Here is a 20681-nt window from a genome sequence, read left to right as displayed (position 1 = left end):
GAGTGCGTCGATGATCCCGCTGTCCTTCGCCCAACGCCGGATGTGGTTCCTCCACCGCCTGGAGGGCCCGTCCGCGACCTACAACATCCCGTTCGTCCTGCGCCTGAACGGGCCGCTGGACACCGCGGCGCTGGTCGCCGCGGTCACCGACATCGTCGCCCGCCACGAGAGCCTGCGCACCCTGGTCGTGGAGAACGCGGACGGCACGCCGGAGCAGCGGGTGCTGCCCAGCGAGGAGGCGGTCTTCCAGACCCGGTTCCTCACCGTCACCCCGGACGCCTCGGACGCCGCGGTGCGGGCCGCGGTGCGCCACGGCTTCGACCTGCGGACCGAGATCCCGCTGCGGGTCACCATCTTCCAGGTCGACCCGCAGGAGCACGTGGTGGCGTTCGTCTTCCACCACATCGCCGCGGACGGCGCGTCGATGGGCCCGTTCCTGCGGGACCTGGTGACCGCGTACACGGCCCGGCACCGGGGACAGGCGCCGCAGTGGCCGCCGCTGGCGGTGCAGTACAAGGACTACACGGTCTGGCAGCAGCAGGTGCTCGGCGACGAGGACGATCCGGACAGCGTCGCCGCGGCCCAGCTGGACTACTGGCGCACGGAATTGGCCGGCGTGCCGCAGCCGGTGCAGCTGCCGCTGGACCGGCCCCGGCCTACGACGGCCGGCCACCACGGCGGCCACGTCGACTTCGAGCTGGACCCGGAGCTGCTCACCGGCATCGCGAAGCTGGCCGCGCAGCACGGCGCCACCGCGCCGATGGTCGCGCAGGCCGGGCTGGCCGTGCTCCTGCACCACCTCGGCGCCGGCAACGACCTGACGATCGGCAGCCCGATCGAGGGCCGCGCCGACGAGCAACTCGACGAGCTGGTCGGGTTCTTCGCCAACACCTGGGTGCTGCGCGCCGACCTGTCCGGCAACCCGGCCTTCGGCGATCTGCTGGACCAGGTCCGCGACCGGGCCCTGGCCGCCTACGACAACCAGGACGTCCCGTTCGAGCGCCTGGTGGAGGTGCTGGGCCCGGACCGCACCACCGCCTACCAGCCCCTGTTCCAGGTGATGCTGGCCTGGCAGTTCGAGTGGTCGCGGATCGACATCCCGGGGCTGCGGGTCACCCCGGTGCCCGTCGGCACCGGGACCGCGAAGTTCGACCTGTTCTTCAACATCGTCCCGGCCCCGTCCGGCGGGGCCTACGGGCGGCTGGAGTACGCGACCGAGCTGTTCGACCCCGCCACCGCCGAGAGCCTGGTCGAGCGTTACGTACGCGTGCTGCGCCAGGTGGCCGCCGACCCCGCGGCCCGGCTCGGGGCGGTGGACGTGCTCACCGGCGCCGAGCACGAGCAGCTGGCCCGGCTGAACGAGACGACGGTGTCCGGGCCCGAGGCGACCGTGGCGCAGCTGGTCGCCGCTCAGGTGGCGCGCACACCCGACGCGACGGCGGTGACGTGCGGTCCGGCCGCGCTGTCGTACCGCGAACTCGACGCCCGCGCGGGCCGGCTGGCCGCACTGCTGCGGGACCGCGGCGTCGGGCCGGACGTCCTGGTCGCCGTGGCACTGCCCCGGTCCGTGGACCTGGTGGTCGCGCTGCTCGCGGTGCTCAAGGCGGGCGGCGCCTACCTGCCGATCCACCCCGCCTACCCGGCCGCCCGCGTCGACCTGCTGCTCGGCACGGCGCAGCCGGCCCTGGTGCTGACCGGCGACGGGACCACGGCGGCGGACACCACCACGCTGCCGGTCCTGCACCTCGGTGACCTGAGCCTCGACGGCCCGGCACCGCGGCTCCCGGACGCCGGCACCGCACCGGAGCACCTCGCCTACGTCATGTTCACGTCCGGGTCGACCGGCATCCCCAAGGGCGTCGCCGTCACCCACGCCGGCGTGGTCAACGGGGTACGGGACCTGCGCCGGACGGTGCGGGTCACCGAGGGGTCCCGGATGCTGGCCGCGACGTCGGTGAACTTCGACGTCTCGGTGTTCGAGATCTTCACCGCTCTGACCGCGGGCGCGAGCGTCGACATCGTCCGCGACATCCTCGAGCTCGCCGAACGCGGCGGCTGGTCGGGCACCACCGTCAGCGCCGTGCCCGCGGTGTTCTCCGCCCTGCTCGACCAGCTGGCCGCCGACGCCCCGGGCCGCCTCGAACTCGACGTCGAGACCGTCGTCTTCGCCGGTGAGGCGCTCTCGGCCGAGCTGGTCCGCGAGGTGCGCCGCGCCCTGCCCGGCGTCCGTGTGGTCAACGCCTACGGGCAGACCGAGAGCTTCTACGCCACCACGTACACGCTCGCGCAGGAGCCGGTCGGCACCGCGGCGGTCCCGGTCGGCCGGCCCCTGGCCAACCTGCGCGCGTACGTCCTGGGACCCGAGCTCACCCCCGTCGCGCCCGGCGTGACCGGTGAGCTGTACGTCGCGGGCCGGCTCGCCCGCGGGTACCACCGCAACAGCCGCTCGACCGCGGAACGGTTCGTCGCGTGTCCCTTCGGCCCCGCCGGCACGCGCATGTACCGCACCGGCGACCTGGCCCGGATCGACGGCGACGGCCAGCTGGAGTACGCGGGCCGCGCCGACACCCAGGTGAAGGTGAACGGCATCCGGGTCGAGCCGACGGAGATCGAGACGGTCCTCACCCGGCACCCCGCGATCGGCCGGGCCGCGGTCACCGTGTGCGAGGACCCGGCCGGCCGGTCCCGGCTCGTCGGCTACGTCGCGCCCGCCGGCACCGGCGGGGAGCCGGGCACCGCCCCGTCACCGGCCGAGCTGCGCACGTTCGTGGCCGGGCGGCTGCCGGACTACCTGGTGCCCGCCCTGTTCGTGGTGCTGGACCGGCTGCCGCTGAACGCCAACGGCAAGCTGGACCGGGCCGCGCTGCCGGCGCCGGAATTCGCCGGCACCGAGCACCGGGCCCCGCGCAACGCGGGGGAGCAGCTGCTCGCCGAGGTGTACGCGGACGTGCTCGGCGCCGACCGGGTGGGCGTCGACGACGACTTCTTCACCAGCGGCGGGGACAGCATCCGGGCCATCCAGGTCGTCGCGCGGGCCAAGACACGCGGCGTGGCCGTCACCGCGCGCGAGATCTTCGAGCACCGGACGGTCGCCCGGCTCGCCGAGCTGGTCGACGGCCGGGCCGACGAGGCCCGGGTGACCCTGGCCGAGCTCCCCGGCGGCGGTGCGGGCTGGGCCCCGTTGCCGCCGACGGCGGCGCACGTGCTCGCGCTGGGCGGCGGGATCGGACGGTTCTGCATGTCCGCGATGCTCACCCTGCCCGAGGACATCGACCGAGCCGGGCTGCTCGCCACGCTGCAGGCCGTGCTGGACCGGCACGACGTGCTGCGGTCCCGGCTCGACCGGCAGCGGCAGGGCATCGTCATGGCGCCGGCCGGCGGTGTCGACGCCGGCGCGCTGCTGCGCGAGGTGTCCCTGGACGACGCCGACGCGCAGGCCGAACTGGACGCCGCCGCCGACCGGCTGGACCCGGACGCGGGAGTCATGGCCCAGTTCGTCCGGTTCACCGCCGGTCCGGGCGCCGACCGGCTGCTGATCGTGCTGCACCATCTGGTCGTCGACGGGGTGTCGTGGCGCATCCTGGTGCCCGGCCTGGTGGCCGCCTGGCAGCAGGTCCGCGGCGAGCGGGCCACGGCGCCGGCCGCGACCGGAACCTCCCTGCGGCGGTGGGCGCACGCCCTGGCCGACGAGGCCGCCGACGACCGCCGGGTGGCCGAGCTGCCGGTGTGGCAGGAGATCCTGCGGGCCGACGAGCCGGTGCTGGGCGCCCGCGAGCTGGATCCGGCCCGCGACGTCACGGCCACCGTGGACACGGTCCTCGTCCAGGTGCCGGCGGACGTCACCGAGAGCCTGCTGACCACCGTGCCCGCGCTCTTCCGCGGCGGTGTCGACGACGGGCTGCTCACCGGGCTAGCGCTGGCGCTGACGCACTGGCGGCGCACCCGGGGCGGGTCCGGGACCTCGACACTGGTACGACTGGAGGGACACGGCCGCGAGGAGCACCTGATCCCCGGCGCCGACCTGTCGGACACCCTCGGCTGGTTCACCGCCATGTTCCCGGTGCGACTGGACCTGACCGGCATCGACCTGACGGAGGCGTTCGCGGGCGGTCCGGCCGCCGGACGCGCGATCAAGGCGGTCAAGGAGCAGCTGCGGGCCGTGCCGGACAACGGTTTGGGCTACGGCCTGCTGCGGCACCTCAACCCGCGGACCGGCGCCGTGCTGGCCGCGGCGCGCGAACCGCAGATCGGCTTCAACTACCTGGGCCGCTCCTCCGGCGCGGACATCCCGGAGGAGCTGCGCGGCCTGGGCTGGACCCCCGACACCGGCTACCGGGACCTGATCGCCGCGCCGGACGCGGACATGCCGGTGCTGTCGGCGCTGGAGATCAACGCGGTCGCTCTGGGCACCCCCGCCGGCGAGGAACTGACCGCTTACTTCGGCTTCCCCACCGGCGTGCTCGGCCGCGACGAGGTGACCGAGCTGGCGCGGCTGTGGGTGCGGGCGCTGACCGCCCTGGCGCGGCACGCCGCCGCGCCCGGCGCCGGCGGGCTCACCCCGAGCGACGCGCCCCTGGCCGAAGTGCGCCAGCCGGAGATCGACAGCTGGGAGTCGCGGTTCGGCCCGCTGACCACGATCTGGCCGGCTACGCCGGTGCAGTCCGGGATGCTGTTCCACACGATGCTGGCCGACAGCTCCTTCGACGCGTACCACATGCAGCTGGTCTTCCACCTGTCCGGTGACGTCGACCCACGGCGGATGCACCGGGCCGCGCAGGCCCTGCTGGAGCAGCACGCCAGCCTCCGCGCGGCGTTCGTGGACCGGGCGGACGGCGGCGTGGTGCAGCTGGTGCCGCGCACGGTCTCCCTGCCGTGGCGCCATCTCGACCTGACCGCGGCCGGCGAGGCGCAGCGGACCGAGAGGTTCGAGACGTTCCTCGCCGAGGACCGGGCCGCCCACTTCGACGTGGGCACCCCGCCGCTGCTGCGGATGGCCCTCGTGTTCCTCGAGCCCGGCCGCGCCGAACTGGTCCTCACCGCCCACCACGTGCTGATCGACGGCTGGTCGATGCCGCTGCTGATGCGCGACCTGCTGCTGCTCTACGCCTCGGGCGGCGACCCGGCCGCGCTGCCCGCGCCCCGCGACTTCGGCGAGTTCCTGTCCTGGCGCGCCCGGCAGGACGAGCAGGAGTCCGCCCGGGTGTGGGCGGCCGAGCTCGCCGGGGTCGAGGAGCCGACGCTGCTCGCCCCCGGCGCGGCCGGCACCGGCGGCAAGGGCGTCGACCAGGTCGACGTCGTCCTGCCGCCGGACGAGGCCCGCGCCCTGGTGCGGCGCGCGGCGGAGTGGGGCGTCACCGTCAACACCCTGGTCCAGGGCGCCTGGGCGCTGCTGCTGGGTCAGCTCACCGGCCGCCAGGACGTGCTGTTCGGGGCGACGGTCTCCGGGCGACCGCCGGCGGTGCCGGACGTCGACTCGATGGTCGGGATGTTCATCAACACCCTTCCCGTACGCGTCGAGTTCGTCCCCGGCGACCCGCTGGCCCGGGTCCTCACCCGGCTGCAGAGCCGGCAGGCCGGGCTGCTGGACCACCACTACTACGGGCTGACCGGGATCCAGCAGGCCACCGGCCTGAAGTCCCTGTTCGACACGTTGGTCGTCTTCGAGTCGTACCCGGTCGACAAGGACGGCCTCGACGCCGCCGCCGACGCCGCGGACGGCATCGCCTTCACCGGCCTGCGCCCGTCCACGGCCACCAACTACCCGCTGACCCTGATGGCCGCGGCCGACCCGCATCTGCAGCTCTTCCTGCAGTACGCGCGGGGCGTCCTCGACCGCGACACCGTGCGGGTGGTCGCGGCCCGTCTCGGGCGCCTGCTGCGCCAGATCGTGGCCGACCCCGGCCTGACCGTGGCGCGGCTGGACCTCCTGGAACCGGCCGAACGCGAGCAGCTGCTCACCGCCTTCAACGCCACGGCCGCACCCACCCCGCAAGTCACCGTCCCCGCGCTCGTGGAGGCCCAGGCGGCGCGCACCCCGGACGCGGTGGCCGTGGTGGCCGACGGTGCCTCGCTCACGTACCGGGAGGTCAACGCCCGGGCCGACCGGCTGGCGCGTGAACTGCTCGGCCGCGGCGTGGCCCCGGAATCGGTGGTCGCGGTCTCGCTGCCCCGCTCGGCGGACCTGGTCGTCGCCCTGCTCGCGGTCCTCAAGGCGGGCGGCGCGTACCTGCCGGTCGACCCCCGGTATCCCAGCCACCGCCTCGCGGCCGTCCTCGAGCAGGCGCGCCCGTGCCTGGTGCTGACGGACTCCGCGACGGTGGGGGTCCTGCCGGGGCACCACGCGCCGGACGTCCTGCTCGACACGCTCGACCTCTCCGGCGACCACACCGGTCCCGGCGTCCGGCTGCACACCCGGCAGCTGGCGTACGTCATGTACACCTCCGGCTCGACCGGGCAGCCCAAGGGTGTCGCCATCACCCACGCGAACGTGGTCAACGGCGTGCTGCAGCTGGCCTCGCGGGTGGGCATGGCGCCCGGCAAGCGGCTGCTCGCCGGCACCTCGGTGAACTTCGACGTCTCGGCGTTCGAGATCTTCACGACGCTGTCCGCCGGGGGCGTCGTCGAGGTGGTCCGCGACGTCCTGGTCCTGGGGGAGCGGGCCGGCTGGGACGGCGAGGTCATCTCCACCGTCCCGTCCGCGTTCGCCGAGCTGGTGGACGAGATCTCCGGCCGGACCCGCGTGCGCACCGTGGTGTTCGCCGGCGAGGCGCTGCCCGCGTCGCTGGCCGAGAAGACCCGGGCGGCCTTCCCCGGCGTCCGGATCGTGAACGCCTACGGGCAGAGCGAGTCGTTCTACGCCACCACCTTCACCGTCGCCGACGATTCCGGCAGCCGGGCGGGAAGCCTGCCGATCGGCACCCCGCTGGGCAACATGCGCGCCTACGTCCTGGGTCCGGGCCTGTCCCCGGTGCCGCCGGGAGTGGTCGGCGAGCTGTACGTCGGCGGCAGCGTCGGCCGCGGCTACCACGGCCGGGCGGGCCTGACCGCCGAGCGCTTCGTCGCCGACCCGTTCGCCCCGGCCGGCGCCCGCATGTACCGCACCGGCGACCTGGCCCGGATCGACGGCGACGGCCGGCTGGAGTACGCGGGCCGCACCGACGCGCAGGTCAAGGTGCGCGGCTTCCGGGTCGAGCCCGCCGAGGTCGAGGCGGCGGTCACCGCGCACCCCGGCGTCGCGCAGGCCGCGGTGCTGGCCCGCGACGGGCGCGGCACCGGCAGGCACCTGGTCGCCTACGTCGTGCCCGGGACCGCCGCCACCGGCGAGCGGGCCGGCGTCGACGTCGACGAGCTGCACGCCTTCGTCGCGCAGCGGCTGCCGGAGTTCATGGTGCCGTCCGCCCTCGTGGTTCTCGACCGGCTGCCGCTCACCCCGAACGGCAAGCTCGACCGGGCCGCCCTGCCCGAGCCCACGTTCGCCGGTGCCACCTACCGGGCGCCGCGCACCCCCCGCGAGGAGCGCCTCGCCGCGCTGTTCGCCGAGGTGCTCGGTGTGCCGCGGGTCGGCATCGACGACAGCTTCTTCGAGCTCGGCGGGCACTCCCTGCTCGCCACCCGGCTGATCAGCCGGGCCCGTGCGGCACTGGAGATCGAGATCCCGATCCGCAAGATCTTCGACCTGCCGACGGTCGCCGCGCTGGCCTCGTGGTCGGAGAAGTCGGCCGCTCCCCGTCGTCCCCTGCTCCGCCAGATGATCGTTAAGGAGTGACTCGATGATTCCGCTGTCCTTTGCCCAACGCCGGATGTGGCTGCTGCATCAGCTGGAAGGCGGCGCGGCGACCTACAACATCTCGGCCGCGTTCCGGCTGACCGGCTCCCTGGACGAGGCCGCCCTGGTCGCGGCGATCCAGGACGTGGTCGAGCGGCACGAGATCCTGCGCACCCTGTACGCGACCGACGAGGCCGGCGAGCCGTACTCGCGCATCCTGCCGGCCGTCGGGGCCGCGCCGCCGGTGCGGGTCGTCGACGTAGCGCCCGAGGACCTGCCCGGCGCGATCGAGCAGGCCGTCGCGCACCGCTTCGACCTGGCGGCCGAGCTCCCGCTGCGGGCGTCGCTGCTGCGCTGCTCCCCGCAGGTACACGTGCTGGTGATGGTCGTGCACCACATCGCCTCCGACGGCAGCTCCAGCGCGCCGATGATGCGCGACCTGATCACCGCCTACACGGCACGCCGAGACGGCCGGGCCGCGCAGTGGGAACCGCTGCCGGTGCAGTACAAGGAGTACGCGCAGTGGCAGCGCGAGGTGCTCGGCGACCCTGCCGACCCGGAAAGCCCCGCCGCGGTGCAGGTCGAGTACTGGCGCGAGCAGCTGGCCGGGGTGCCGCAGCCGTTGAACCTGCCGCTGGACCGCCCGCGTCCCGCCGAAGTGGACTCGCGCGGCGACACCGTCGGCCTGGTGGTGCCACCCGCGGTGGCGGCCGGGCTGCAGAAGCTGGCCGAGGACCGCGGGGCGTCCATGTCGATGGTCCTGCAGGCCGCGCTGGCGGTGCTGCTGCGCCAGCTCGGCGCCGGCGACGACGTGACGATCGGCAGCCCGATCGCCGGGCGCACCGACGAGGCCCTGGCCGACCTGATCGGGTTCTTCGTCAACACCCAGGTGCTGCGGGCCGACCTCGCCGGCAACCCCACCTTCACCGAGCTGCTCGCGCAGGTACGCGACAAGGCGCTGACCGCGTACGAGTATCAGGACCTGCCCTTCGACCTGCTGGTCGAGGCGATCAACCCGGAACGGTCGGCGTCCTACCAGCCGCTGTTCCAGGTGATGTTCGCCTGGCAGAGCTACCAGAAGCCGGACCTCGGCATCCCCGGCCTCGAGGTGCGGTTCGAGCAGGCCATCCCGTCGACCGCCATGGTCGACCTGTTCTTCAGCCTGACCGGGGACGAGACGGGGGCCCTGCGCGGCGACCTGCAGTACGCGACCCAGCTGTTCGACCGCGAGTCGGCCGAGGTGATCGCCCAGCGGCTGGTGCGGGTGCTGGAGCAACTCGCGGCCGACCCCGGCCAGCACATCGGGGACATCGACGTGCTCAGCGGGGCGGAGCGCCACCGCCTGCTCCGGGAGGTCAACGACGCCGACAACGACATCCCCGCGGCGACCCTGGTGGAGCTCTTCGAACGGCAGGCCGCGCGGGGGCCGGACCGGGTCGCACTGGTGCACGACGGGGCCGGGCTGACCTACGCCGAGTTGAACGCCCGGGCCAACCGCCTCGCACGGCACCTCGTCGCCCGCGGCGTCGGACCGGAGTCGCTGGTCGGCGTCTGCCTGGAGCGCTCGGCCGAGCTGGTCGTCGCGCTGCTCGCGGTGCTCAAGGCGGGCGGCGCCTACCTGCCGATCGACCCGGACTCGCCGGCCGACCGGATCGAGTACATGATCCGCGACGCCCAGCCGGTCGTCATGGTCACCACCAGCACCACCGGTGCCGCGCGGGACCTGGCCCCGGACCTCACCGTCGTGCACCTCGACCGGACGCAGGGGCTCGGCCAGGGCGACGCCAGCGACCTCACCGCCGCCGAGCGCCGCGCCACCCTGCGCCCCGAGCACCCGGCGTACGTGATCTACACCTCCGGTTCGACCGGCCGCCCCAAGGGGGTGCTCATCCCGCACCGCAGCGTGGTGGGCCTCTTCAGCGGCACCCGGGACGGCTTCGCCTTCGGCGAGCAGGACGTGTGGACCCTGTTCCACTCCTACGCCTTCGACTTCTCGGTCTGGGAGCTGTGGGGGCCGCTGCTGCACGGCGGGCGCCTGGTCGTGGTCCCGTACGACGTCTCGCGGTCCCCGGATGACTTCCTGCGGCTGCTCGTACGCGAGCGGGTCACCGTGCTCAACCAGACGCCGTCCGCCTTCTACCAGCTCATCCAGGCCGACGCCCAGGCCCCCGGCCAGGACCTGGCGCTGCGCTACGTGGTGTTCGGCGGCGAGGCCCTCGACCTGAACCGCCTCACCGACTGGTACCAGCGGCACGCCTCCGACGCGCCGGTGCTGGTCAACATGTACGGCATCACCGAGACCACCGTGCACGTCACGCGCATCGACCTGGACGAGCACAGCGCCGTGCGCTACCGGGCGAGCGTGATCGGCCGGGCGATCCCGGGCCTGCGCACCTACGTCCTGGACGCGAACCTCAAGCCGGTGCCCGTCGGCGTGACCGGCGAGCTGTACGTCGCGGGCTACGGCCTGGCCCGCGGCTACCACGGCCGGCCGGGCCTGAGCGCGGGCCGGTTCGTCGCCTGCCCGTTCGGCGCGCCGGGCGAGCGGATGTACCGCTCGGGCGACCTGGTGCGCTGGGACCGCAACGGCCACCTGGAGTACGTCGGGCGGGCCGACTCGCAGGTCAAGATCCGCGGCTTCCGGATCGAGCTCGGCGAGATCGAGCACGTGCTGGCCGGGCACCCGGACGTGGCCGAGGCCGCGGTCCTGGTGCGCGAGCACGCCGGGGACAAGCGCCTCGTGGGGTACGCGGTGCCCGAGGCCGGCGTCGCGGAGAGCGCGGTCGGGCTCGCCGCGCTGGCCGAATACCTGCGCGAGCGTCTGCCGGACTACATGGTGCCGTCCGCGATCATCGCCCTGCCCGCGATCCCGCTGACCTCCAACGGCAAGCTCGACCGGCGGGCCCTGCCCGCGGAGGACCCCACCGCGGTGGTCGCCGGCCGCGAGCCGCGCAACGCCTACGAACAGCAGCTGTGCGCCCTCTTCGGGGAGTTGCTGGCCGTGGAGAAGGTCGGCGTCGACGACGGCTTCTTCGCGCTCGGCGGGCACTCGCTGCTGGCCACCCGGCTCAGCGTCCGCATCCGTGAGCGGTTCGACATCGACATCCCGATCCGGACGATCATCAAGTACCCCACGGTGGCGGAGCTGGCCGCGCTGATGCTCGCCGGTGGGGTGCCCGACGACGACGCCGACTCGTTCGCGGTCGTGCTGCCGCTGAACACCGATCCGGGAACCGGCAAGCCGCCGGTCTGGTTCTTCCACGGCGGCGGCGGGCTCGGGTGGGCGTACTACAGCTTCGTGCTGCACCTGCCGGACCGGGCGGCCTACGCCCTGCAGTCGCGCGGCTCCGACGGCGCCGACACGCTGGCCGGCTCGGTGCCGGAGATGATCGACGACTACGTCACCCGGATGCTCGCGATCCAGCCGGAGGGCCCGTTCAACCTGATCGGCTGGTCCTACGGCGGCACCGTCGTGCAGGCGGTCGCCGACGCGCTCGACCGGCGCGGGCACGAGGTCGCCTTCGTGGCGGTCCTGGACGCCCAGCCCGGCGGTCACGGATTCCGCGAGGTGCACGCCGGCAAGGAGTCGGCGGACTACCGCGACGAGCTCGAGGACGACTTCGGCCGGTACCTGCGCCTGGGCAACCGGCAGGAGTTCCTGGACACCATGGCGAAGGTGATGGCCAACAACACCTCCCTCATGATCGATTTCGAGTCGCCGGCCTACCGCGGCGACGTTCACTACTTCCACGCGGCCCTCGAGGACACCTCGTACGCGCACCTGTGGCGCCCGTACGTCGGCGGCTCGCTCGAGGTGCACGAGGTGCGGGCCACGCACCACGAGATGCACATGCCCGGACCCGTGACCGAGTTCTTCGAGGTTGTCAACGGCAAGCTGGCCTGAGGGGGTGTCCGGTGGCCCGGGGCGGGCTCCCCGGGGCCACCGGACACCCCTGCCGGCCGGACCGCGGTGGCGGGGACAGCCCGCCACACGATCGCATGGATGATTGGGGTTGATCGGGGTGACAGCACCCGGCATGTCCGCAGAGAACCGGGACGGCAGCACACTGTTGTGCGTGCCGTTCGCCGGAGCAGGCCCGTCGTTCTTCCACCCGTGGCGGGAACTGTCCGCCGGCCGATGGCGCGTGACGTCGGTCGAGCTGCCGGGCCGGGAGCGGCGGTTCCTGGAGACGCCATACCGCAACGTGGTGGAAGCGGCCCGTACCGAGGTCGACGCCGTCGCCGCGGATCTCGGCCCCGGCGCGCGGACCGTGTTGTTCGGGCACAGCTTGGGCGCCGTGCTCGCGTACGAGCTGGTGCACCTGCTGAGCAAGCGGGACGTCGTCGTGGAGCGGCTGATCGTCAGCGGCTCACCGGGGCCGTGGACGCAACGTGAGAGGCGGGCCGCCGGGCTGCCGGACGAGGAGTTCCTCGCCCGCGTCGAGGAGTTCGCCGGCTTCCGGCACGAGGCGCTCGACCACCCCGAGATGCGAGAGCTGATCCTGCCCGCGCTGCAGGCCGACTGCGAGATGCACGAGGCCTACGTGCCGAGCGTCGACGAGCCGGTCTCGGTGCCGATCTGCTCGCTGCGCGGCAGTGACGACGGCCTGGTGACCGCCGCGGAGGCGCAGCAGTGGCAGGCGGCGACCACCGGCGAATTCAGCTATGTGGAGTTTCCCGGCGATCACATGTACCTGGTCGACCAGGGCCGTGCGGTGCTGGACGTCATCGAGCGGGTCTGCGCCCGCGGGCCGGCGGTGCCGGTCTGAGCCTCGCGCGTCACGCACACGGACAGGGCCTCGAGGAAACTCGAGACCCTGTCCGTCTGTCGTCGGGGCCGGCGCGGCGGGGTACCCGGGTGCCGCTCAGGGCTGCCGCGCCGGGCCGAGCCACGTGGTGAGGGCGGCCCGCAGCGCCGGCCGGTCGATCGGGTCGCCGTCGGCCGCGGCCCAGGCGACGTGGCCGTCCGGGCGGATCAGCAGCGCGGCCGGGGCGGGGATCTCGTCCAGGTCCGGGACGAACCAGTAGTCGTCCTCGCTGGTCGCGTCGACCAGCTCGACGCGGTCGGCCCAGCCGTCGGCCGCGGCGGCCACCTCGGTGATGCCGTTCAGGGTGACCAGCACCGGCCGGGCGGCGTGCAGCAGCTCGTAGACGCAGGTGTCGCCCTCGGCCGTCTTGAGGTCGGCGTCCGGGACACGGCGCCCGGCCAGCGGGTGGTCGCCGTCGACCGGGTAGCGGACGGTCAGCGCGGTGAGCATGCCGCGCAGCCGCCGGTTGACGTCGTCGGACTCCATCAGCGTGCTGAAGACGTCGCGCAGGGCGTCGGTGTGCGGGCCGGGGCGGGCCAGGGCCGACTGCGCCCGGGTGTTGTGCAGCACCTGCTCGCCGACCGGGTGACGCTCGCTGTGGTAGGTGTCCAGCAGGCTCTCCGGCGCCCGGCCGGTGACCACCGCGGCGAGCTTCCAGCCGAGGTTGACCGCGTCCTGCACGCCCATGTTGAGCCCCTGCCCGCCGGCCGGGAAGTGGATGTGCGCCGCGTCGCCGGCCAGCAGCACCCGGCCCGCCCGGTATTGGGCGGCCTGCCGGGCGGCGTCGCTGAACCGCGAGACCCACCGCGGACCGGTCATGCCGAAATCGGTGCCGGCCAGCCGGATCAGCGACGCGCGCAGCTGCTCGAAGGTCACCGGCTCGTCGCGGCCGGCGACGCGGTCGTACTCGGAGGCGATCACCCGGTACCAGCCCGGTTCGAAGGCGATCGCGGACCAGTCGCCGGTGGGACAGCGCCGCACCCAGACGTAGTCCTCGGTCAGCTCCGGGAGTTCGACGTCGCCGATCAACGCGGTCATCGTCGCCGGGGTGCCCGGGAAATCGATGCCCGACAATTTGCGGACCGCGCTGCGCCCGCCGTCGCAGCCCACGAGATAACGGGCGCGCACCGTGCGGGTCGCGGCCGGCGCCGTGCCCAGCTCGACGCTCACTCCGGAATCGTCCTGGGCGATGCCGGTGACCTCCGCCGACCACTGGAACCGCACACCGAGTTCGACGGCCCATTCCTCGAGCAGCCGTTCGATGTCGGCCTGCAGAATCATCAGCGGATAGGGGTGCCGCGACTCGGACTCGTCGAACTCCAGATAAAGGCCGGAGAAGTGACCTACGGGTTGCGCATCCCCGATTGCCAGGAAGCGATCGAGAATGCCACGCTGATCCAGCACCTCCAGGGTCCGCGAGTGCATCCCGCCGGCCCGCGATTCACCGGTCCGCCCGGCGAGCCGCTCGACGATCAGGACATCGGCACCCGCCAGGCGAAGTTCGCAGGCGAGCATCAGCCCGGTGGGCCCGGCCCCCGCGATCACCACATCCGCATCCACGCCGCTGCTTTCCACGTCGTTGCCTCCACGTTGCTGACCGATGTTGTCGAACCACCGTCACGGTCACGCACGGCGAATTCCCGGACAACCGGCGCCGCGGCCGGTGCACGGCGGGCCGCCGCCCGCCTTGTGCTGTCCCGCCGGCGGGACGATCGTCGAATGGCGCCGGTCCACCCGTCGCGATTGCTTCGACGTGTCGGAACGGTGTGCACGGGCGTGAATTGGCGGGACACTCGATGCGGCCGCCAAGGAATTGTCTCGCCGGGCAAGGCGGCTCTCCGGGATCGGTTGTTTCCGAAATGGGGTGACGGAGCCGGCGGTGACCCGGACTGGACCGGACAACACCCGTAGAGGCAACCCCGATCGACGAATTCAAGGGGAGATCGAGCATGGAATTGTCACCGCGGACGGCCCACCAGAATGGTGGCGGCGCGATCGCAGAGCGACCGGCGGCCTCGGCCCCGCCGGCCCAGGAGATCGCCGCTGTCTGGGCGGAGTACCTCGACGGCGGCGAGGTCGGGGTCGACGACGACTTCTTCGCCCTCGGCGGCAGCTCGCTGGCCGGCATCAAGATCATTGACCGACTGGCGGAGGACTACGGCGTACGGCTCTCCGTGCGGGCCTTCTACCTGGCGTCGACGCCGGCCCGGGTCGCCGAGCTGATCGGGCAGGGGAGGGCCGGGGCGTGAGGCTGACGCCGGGTCCCGCCCAGGACATCGACCTGGACAGCGTCGACCTGTTCGACCTGGACCTCTACACCGCCGGCGACCCGCACACCGTCTGGGACGTGATGCGGGCCAAGGCGCCCCTGCACCACCAGGTCCTGCCCGACGGGCGGGAGTTCTGGTCGGTGACCCGCTACGAGGACGTCTGCCGGGTGCTCGGCGACCACCGCGAGTTCACCTCCGAGCGCGGCACGGTCCCCACCCACCTGGGCACCGACGACGCCGCGGCCGGCAAGCTGCTCACCTCCACCGACCCGCCGCGGCACACCCAGGTCCGCCGGGCCATCGGCGCCAAGCTGACCGCGCGGGCGGTGGCGCCCTGGGAGGACCGCATCCGCCGCACGGTGGTGCGCTTCCTGGAGCCGGCGTTCGACGGCGGGGTCTTCGACCTGGCCGAGCGGGCGCTGCTGCTGCCCGCGATGGTCACCGGTCCGCTGCTGGGCATCCCCGAGCGCGACTGGGAGGAGCTGGTGCAGCTGACCGCGATGGTCACGGCGCCCTCCGACCCGCACTTCAAGCAGGGCGGCGAGGCCGCGACCCTGGCGATCGCGCACCACGAGCTGATCACCTACGTCAACGAGTGGGTCACCCGGCGGCGCGCGAGCGGCGGCGACGACGACAGCCTGCTCGACCACCTGATGACCCTGCGCGCCGGCGATGCCCCGCTGACCGACGAGGAGATCGCCCTCGACGGCTACAGCATCCTGCTCGGCGCCAACGTGACCACCCCGCACACGGTCTCCGGCACCATCCAGGCGCTCATCGAGCGGCCCGGGCAGTTCGCCGCGGCGCAGGCCGACCCGGCGCTGATCCCGAACCTGGTCGAGGAGGGGCTGCGCTGGACGTCCGCGGCGTGCAACTTCATGCGGTACGCGGTGGGCGACACCGAGATCGGCGGAGGCACGATCCCGGCGCGCGCGGCGGTCGTCGCGTGGATCGGCTCGGCCAACCGGGACGAGCTGCAGTTCCCCGACCCGCACACCTTCGACATCACCCGCGGCGGTGCCAAGCGTCACGTCGCGTTCGGGTTCGGCCCGCACTTCTGCATCGGCGGCCCGCTGGCCCGGATGACCCTGCGCATCTTCTTCGAGGAGGTGCTGCAGCGCTTCTCCGCTGTCGAGCTCGCCGGCGAGCCGGAGCACCTGCGCTCGTACTTCATCGCCGGGATGACCCACCTGCCCGTCGTCGCGCGCACCCGGCGGACGTCATGACCGCCGGCACACGTACCGCCGTCTCGCCGTGGTTCGTCCGGCCACCGTCCGCCGATCACCCGGCCCGGCTCTTCGGGTTCCCCTTCTCCGGCTCCGGCGCCTCGGCGTTCAGTGCCTGGCCGACCGTGCTCGGTGCGGTCGAGGTCTGCCCGGTGCAGTTCCCCGGCCGGGAGAACCGGCTGGCCCACCCGCACTTCGGCACCTACGAGAACCTGGCCGACAGCCTGATCGACCCGCTGCTGCCGGTGCTCGACCGGCCGTACGCGTTCTTCGGGCACTGCGCCGGCGCGGTGACCGCGTTCGAGACCGTGGTCCGGCTCGCCGAGCGTGGCCTGCCCACGCCACAGGTCCTGTTCGTCTCGGGCCAGCCGGCCCCGCACGACGCGTCGCGGGACCGGATGCTGCTGATGAGCGAGCCGGAGCTGCGCCGGGAGCTGGAGATCTTCCTGCGCGGCCGGGGGATCGAGCCGCGGCCGGACATGGTCGAGATGGGCCTGTCGGTGCTGCTCGACGACCACGCCGCCGCCGGGCGCTACCGGCGGGCCGAGCCGGTCACGATCCCGTGCCGCATCGTCGTCGTGCACTGGCGCGACGACCCCGAGGTGAGCCTCGACGAGCTCGCGGGATGGCGCGCCTACTCCGCCTCGGTCGACTTCCAGGTCGTCGGCGGCGGCCACTACGACTTCATGGACGCGCCGGACGAGCTCCGGCACCTGTTGAGCGGCTGGCGCTGAGCACGGCGCGGTGCAGAAGGCCGTACGCCGAAGGGATGGAAGGAAATCGCATGGCCAAGGTAGACACAGACATCGCGGTCGTCGGGATGTCGTGCCGCTTTCCCGGCGTGGACAGCCTGCCGGAGTTCTGGCGGCTGCTCGTCGACGGCGAGTCGACCGTCGGGCAGTTCCCGGAGCACCGGCTGGCCGACGCGAAGGCCTCCTCCCACCCGGACACCGCGACCCTGCGGACGGGCTCGTTCCTGAACGCCATCGACGGCTTCGACGCGTCGTTCTTCGGCGCCGGCGCCGCCGAGGCGGCCGCCATGGACCCGGCCCAGCGGCTGGCCCTGGAACTCGCCTGGGAGGCCGTCGAGGACGCCGGTGTCCCGGCGTCCGCGCTGGCGGGCCGGGAGGTCGACGTCGTGGTCAGCACCGCGCCCTCCGGGTACGACGTGCTGCGCAAGCTGTCCGGCAGCGACCGGGACGACCACTACGCGGCGCTCGGGTCGAACGGTGCGATGATCGCGAACCGGATCTCCGCCCTGTTCGACGTCCGCGGCATGAGCTTCTGCGCCGACTCCGGCCAGTCCTCGTCCCTGGTGTCGCTGGCGCTGGCGTGCGAGCGGATCCGGGCCGGGGCCATCGACCTGGCGCTCGCAGGCGGCGTGCACCTGATCACCGACCCGGAGGCCGGACTCGGCCTGGCGAACCTGGGCGCGCTGTCGCCCGACGGCCGCTGCTTCACCTTCGACGAGCGGGCCAACGGCTTCGTCCGCGGCGAGGGCGGGGCGTTCGTCCTGCTGAAGCGGCTCGACCTGGCCGTCGCCGACGGCGACCACATCTACGCGGTGGTCGGGGGGTGGGGGGTCAGCAGCGGGGGAGCCACCAGCCGCATGCCCGACCCCAGCCCCACCGGGCAGGCCGCGGCGACCCTGGCCGCCCTCGACCGCGCGGGCGTCGCCTTCGACGACGTCGACTACCTGGAAGCGCACGGCACCGGGACCCGGCTGGGCGACCCGGCGGAGATCTCCGGCCTGCGCGAGGTGATCCGCCGGTCCGGCCGCAGCCGTCCCCTGACCATCGGCTCGGTCAAGACCAACGTGGGGCACCTGGAGCCGGCCGCGGGGATCGCCGGCTTCGTCAAGGCGGCGCTCTGCCTGGACCGGGCCTGGCTGGTGCCGAGCCTGAACTTCGAGTCGCCGAGCACCGCCGTCGCCGGCTTCGCGGACGACTTCGAGGTGCTGCGCGCCGCCCGGCCCTGGCCCGAACCGGCCGGCCGGCCGCGACGGGCCGGCGTGTCGTCGTTCGGCATGGGCGGCACCAACGCCCACGTGCTCCTGCACGAGGCCCCCGGCAGCCGCGTGCCGGCGCACCCGGCCGCCCGGGAGACCGCCGCGGTGGTGCCGTGGGTGCTCTCGGCGCGCTCGGCCGCGGCCCTGCAGGCTCAGGCGGCCCGGCTGCGCGACCTCGTGGCCTCCGACGCGTCCCTCCCGGTGGCCGACGTGGCCCACTCGCTGCTCGCGACGCGCACCCGGTTCGAGCACCGGGCGGTGGTGCTCGGCGACACCCGCGCGGCGGCGCTGGCCGGTCTCGACCTGGTGGCCACGGGCTCGGGCTCGGCGCGGGCGGTGCGCGGTGTGGCCGGCCCGCCGGTGGGCCCGATCGTCTTCGTCTTCCCCGGCCAGGGGTCGCAGTGGCTCGGCATGGGCCGGCAGCTGTACGCCGAGTCCGAGGTCTTCGCCGGCGCGATCGACGAGTGCGCGCGGGCCTTCCGGCCGCTGCTGGACTGGTCGCTGGTCGACGTGGTGACCGCGGCGGAGCGGGCGCTGGCGCTGGAGCGGTCGGACGTCGTGCAGCCGGCGCTGTTCGCGATGATGGTGTCGCTGGCGCGGCTGTGGCGTTCGCTCGGCGTGGTGCCCGACGCCGTGGTGGGGCACTCGCAGGGCGAGATCGCCGCGGCGTACGTCTCCGGCGCGATCTCGCTCGACGACGCGGCGCGGATCGTCGTGGCGCGCAGCAAGGCGATGGCCGCGCTGGGCGGCGACGGCGGGATGAGCTCCGTGAGCGCGCCCCTGGACTGGGTGCGCGAGCGGCTGGCGCCGTGGTCCGGGCGGCTGTCGGTCGCCGCGCAGAACGGCCCGGCGTCCGTGGTGATCTCCGGGGAGCTGGCGGCGCTGGAGGAGTTCGCCGAGCTGGCCGCCGGCGAGGGCGTGCGGGTGCGCCGGGTCAAGGTCGACGTGCCGGGGCACTCGCACTACCTCGAACCGCTGCGCGACGGGCTGCTCGCGGACATCGCGGGCGTCACCTCGCAGGAGTCGGCGGTCAAGCTCTACTCCACGGTCACCGGCGCGCTGTTCGACACCCGCGGGCTGAACCCCGACCACTGGTACGCGAACCTGCGCTCCACCGTGCGCTTCGGTGCGGTCACCGAGCAGCTGATGGGGGTGTCCGGCAGTGTCTTCGTCGAGGTCAGCCCCCGGCCGGTGCTGCAGGTGGCGATGGCCGAGACCGCCGACGCGCTGGCCGTCTCGCCGGTGGTGGTGAGCACGCTCGACCGCGAGGACGGCGGCCTGGGCAAGGTGCTCGCCGCACTGGCCGAGCTGCACGTGCGCGGGGTGCCGGTCGACTGGGACGCGACGCTGGGTGGCGTCCCGGCCCGCCGGATCACCCTGCCGACCTACCCCTTCCAGCGGCAGCGCTACTGGCTGAGCGCCGCCGAGGAGACCACCCCCGCGGCGGGCCCCGGCCCGGTCCTGGACACCGAGCCGGCCGTCCTCGCCCTGGTGTGCGCCGAAGCGGCCGCGACGCTGAGCGCGAAGGGCCCGGGGCTGACCGCGAACGACCTCGTGGCGCGGGCCGCCCAGAAATTCAAGGACCTGGGCTTCGACTCATCGTTGGCGGTCGGGCTGCGCAACCGGCTCGCCGCGGCGGCCGGCGTGCGGCTGTCCGCCACCGTCGCGTTCACCTATCCCACTCCGGAGGCGCTCGCGCGCCACGTCTTCTCCCTCGTCGAACCGGCGCGCCCGGACGTGCCGGCCGAGCAGCCGGGTGCCGACGAACGCGCCGACGACGAGCTGTACGCCCTGATCGACCGCGGATACCTGTAGCCGCTGGGCCACATCCGACCGTTGTCCGTACCTGCCTGGGAGGCCTGGTGGAGGATCTCGACAAGCTCCGTTCCTACTTGCGACGTGCCGTGACCGACGCGCAGGGGCTGCGCGACCGGGTCCGTCAGTTGGAGGAGTCCGCTCGCGAACCGATCGCGGTGGTGGGCATGGGGTGTCGCTTCCCCGGCGGCGTCGGCTCCCCCGAAGAGCTATGGGAGCTGGTGTCCGGCGAGGTGGACGCGATGAGCGCCCTCCCGCGGGACCGCGGGTGGGACCTGAGCGTGCTGACGCACCCGGATCCCGGCGCGGCCGGCACCACGTACCCGCAGGCCGGCGGTTTCCTCGACGACCTCGCGGAGTTCGACGCGTCGTTCTTCGGCATCAGCCCCCGCGAGGCCCGGGCGATGGACCCGCAGCAGCGGCTGATGCTGGAGACCACCTGGGAGGCGCTGGAGCGGGCCGGCATCGACCCGGCCACGCTGCGCGGCACCCGAACCGGGGTCTTCACCGGGCTCTACGGCGTCGACTACGGCCCCCGGATGGGCAGCGGCGAGGCCGCCGAGGTGGAGGGGTACGCGCTCACCGGGACCTACCCCAGCGTGGCCTCGGGCCGGGTGTCGTACGTGCTGGGGCTGGAGGGCCCGGCGGTGTCGACCGACACGGCCTGCTCGTCGTCGCTCACCGCCATCCACCAGGCAGTGCGTTCCCTGCGCTCCGGCGAGTGCACGCTCGCGCTGGCCGGTGGCGTGTCCACGATGCCCACGCCGGGAGTGCTCGTCGAACTCGGCC

Annotated in this window: 9 protein-coding genes; 8 read left to right on the top strand and 1 reads right to left on the bottom strand. The window is 73.6% G+C overall.

Going from position 1 to position 20681, the window contains the following annotated elements:
• The first annotated feature begins 10 nt into the window (after positions 1 to 10).
• The 3 genes from Asi03nite_RS10445 to Asi03nite_RS10435 all read left to right on the top strand — a co-directional run bounded on the left by Asi03nite_RS10445 (position 11) and on the right by Asi03nite_RS10435 (position 12534).
• Positions 11 to 7765 carry a non-ribosomal peptide synthetase gene (locus Asi03nite_RS10445; RefSeq protein ID WP_203678467.1) on the top strand — a complete coding sequence of 2585 codons (7755 nt, stop codon included), beginning with the start codon at positions 11 to 13 and terminating at the stop codon, positions 7763 to 7765.
• Between the two features lie 4 nt (positions 7766 to 7769).
• Positions 7770 to 11669: a non-ribosomal peptide synthetase gene (locus Asi03nite_RS10440; RefSeq protein WP_203678466.1), complete on the top strand. Its 3900-nt coding sequence runs from the start codon at positions 7770 to 7772 to the stop codon at positions 11667 to 11669.
• A gap of 133 nt (positions 11670 to 11802) precedes the next feature.
• Positions 11803 to 12534 carry a thioesterase II family protein gene (locus Asi03nite_RS10435; RefSeq protein WP_203678465.1) on the top strand — a complete coding sequence of 244 codons (732 nt, stop codon included), beginning with the start codon at positions 11803 to 11805 and terminating at the stop codon, positions 12532 to 12534.
• A gap of 96 nt (positions 12535 to 12630) precedes the next feature.
• Here Asi03nite_RS10435 and Asi03nite_RS10430 read toward each other — a convergent pair whose 3' ends face one another.
• On the bottom strand, positions 12631 to 14148 hold the full coding sequence (locus tag Asi03nite_RS10430; protein WP_203678464.1) for an FAD-dependent monooxygenase: 1518 nt from the start codon (positions 14146 to 14148) through the stop codon (positions 12631 to 12633).
• Between the two features lie 374 nt (positions 14149 to 14522).
• On the opposite strand from Asi03nite_RS10430, the gene Asi03nite_RS10425 reads away from it, so the two are divergent.
• The 5 genes from Asi03nite_RS10425 to Asi03nite_RS10405 all read left to right on the top strand — a co-directional run.
• Entirely contained in the window at positions 14523 to 14822 is a 300-nt protein-coding gene (locus Asi03nite_RS10425) for an acyl carrier protein (RefSeq protein ID WP_203678463.1), read from the top strand.
• A complete protein-coding gene (locus Asi03nite_RS10420; RefSeq protein WP_203678461.1) occupies positions 14819 to 16069 on the top strand; it encodes a cytochrome P450 in 1251 nt (416 codons plus the stop codon). The genes Asi03nite_RS10425 and Asi03nite_RS10420 overlap by 4 nt, the downstream gene beginning before the upstream one ends.
• Positions 16066 to 16803, top strand: a complete 738-nt coding sequence (locus Asi03nite_RS10415; RefSeq protein ID WP_203678459.1) for a thioesterase II family protein — start codon at positions 16066 to 16068, stop codon at positions 16801 to 16803. The genes Asi03nite_RS10420 and Asi03nite_RS10415 overlap by 4 nt, the downstream gene beginning before the upstream one ends.
• A 50-nt stretch (positions 16804 to 16853) precedes the next feature.
• The gene (locus Asi03nite_RS10410) at positions 16854 to 19892 is read left to right on the top strand and encodes a type I polyketide synthase (protein WP_203678457.1); all 3039 of its coding nucleotides are present in this window, start codon (positions 16854 to 16856) and stop codon (positions 19890 to 19892) included.
• 47 nt (positions 19893 to 19939) lie between these two features.
• Positions 19940 to 20681 (top strand): beta-ketoacyl synthase N-terminal-like domain-containing protein (locus Asi03nite_RS10405; RefSeq protein WP_444978641.1); only part of this gene is annotated, 742 nt, incomplete at its 3' end.

It is taken from the genome of Actinoplanes siamensis (assembly GCF_016862395.1).
GTDB classification, from domain to species: Bacteria; Actinomycetota; Actinomycetes; order Mycobacteriales; family Micromonosporaceae; genus Actinoplanes; species Actinoplanes siamensis.
This window is presented reverse-complemented; position numbering and strand designations above follow the sequence as displayed.

What these genes read in the sequence shown, in the direction of transcription:
- Asi03nite_RS10440 (WP_203678466.1), top strand. Translation starts at nt 7,770, where the DNA reads ATGATTCCGCTGTCCTTTGCCCAACGCCGGATGTGGCTGCTGCATCAG.
- Asi03nite_RS10445 (WP_203678467.1), top strand. Translation starts at nt 11, where the DNA reads ATGATCCCGCTGTCCTTCGCCCAACGCCGGATGTGGTTCCTCCACCGC.
- Asi03nite_RS10435 (WP_203678465.1), top strand. Translation starts at nt 11,803, where the DNA reads ATGTCCGCAGAGAACCGGGACGGCAGCACACTGTTGTGCGTGCCGTTC.
- Asi03nite_RS10410 (WP_203678457.1), top strand. Translation starts at nt 16,854, where the DNA reads ATGGCCAAGGTAGACACAGACATCGCGGTCGTCGGGATGTCGTGCCGC.
- Asi03nite_RS10415 (WP_203678459.1), top strand. Translation starts at nt 16,066, where the DNA reads ATGACCGCCGGCACACGTACCGCCGTCTCGCCGTGGTTCGTCCGGCCA.
- Asi03nite_RS10425 (WP_203678463.1), top strand. Translation starts at nt 14,523, where the DNA reads ATGGAATTGTCACCGCGGACGGCCCACCAGAATGGTGGCGGCGCGATC.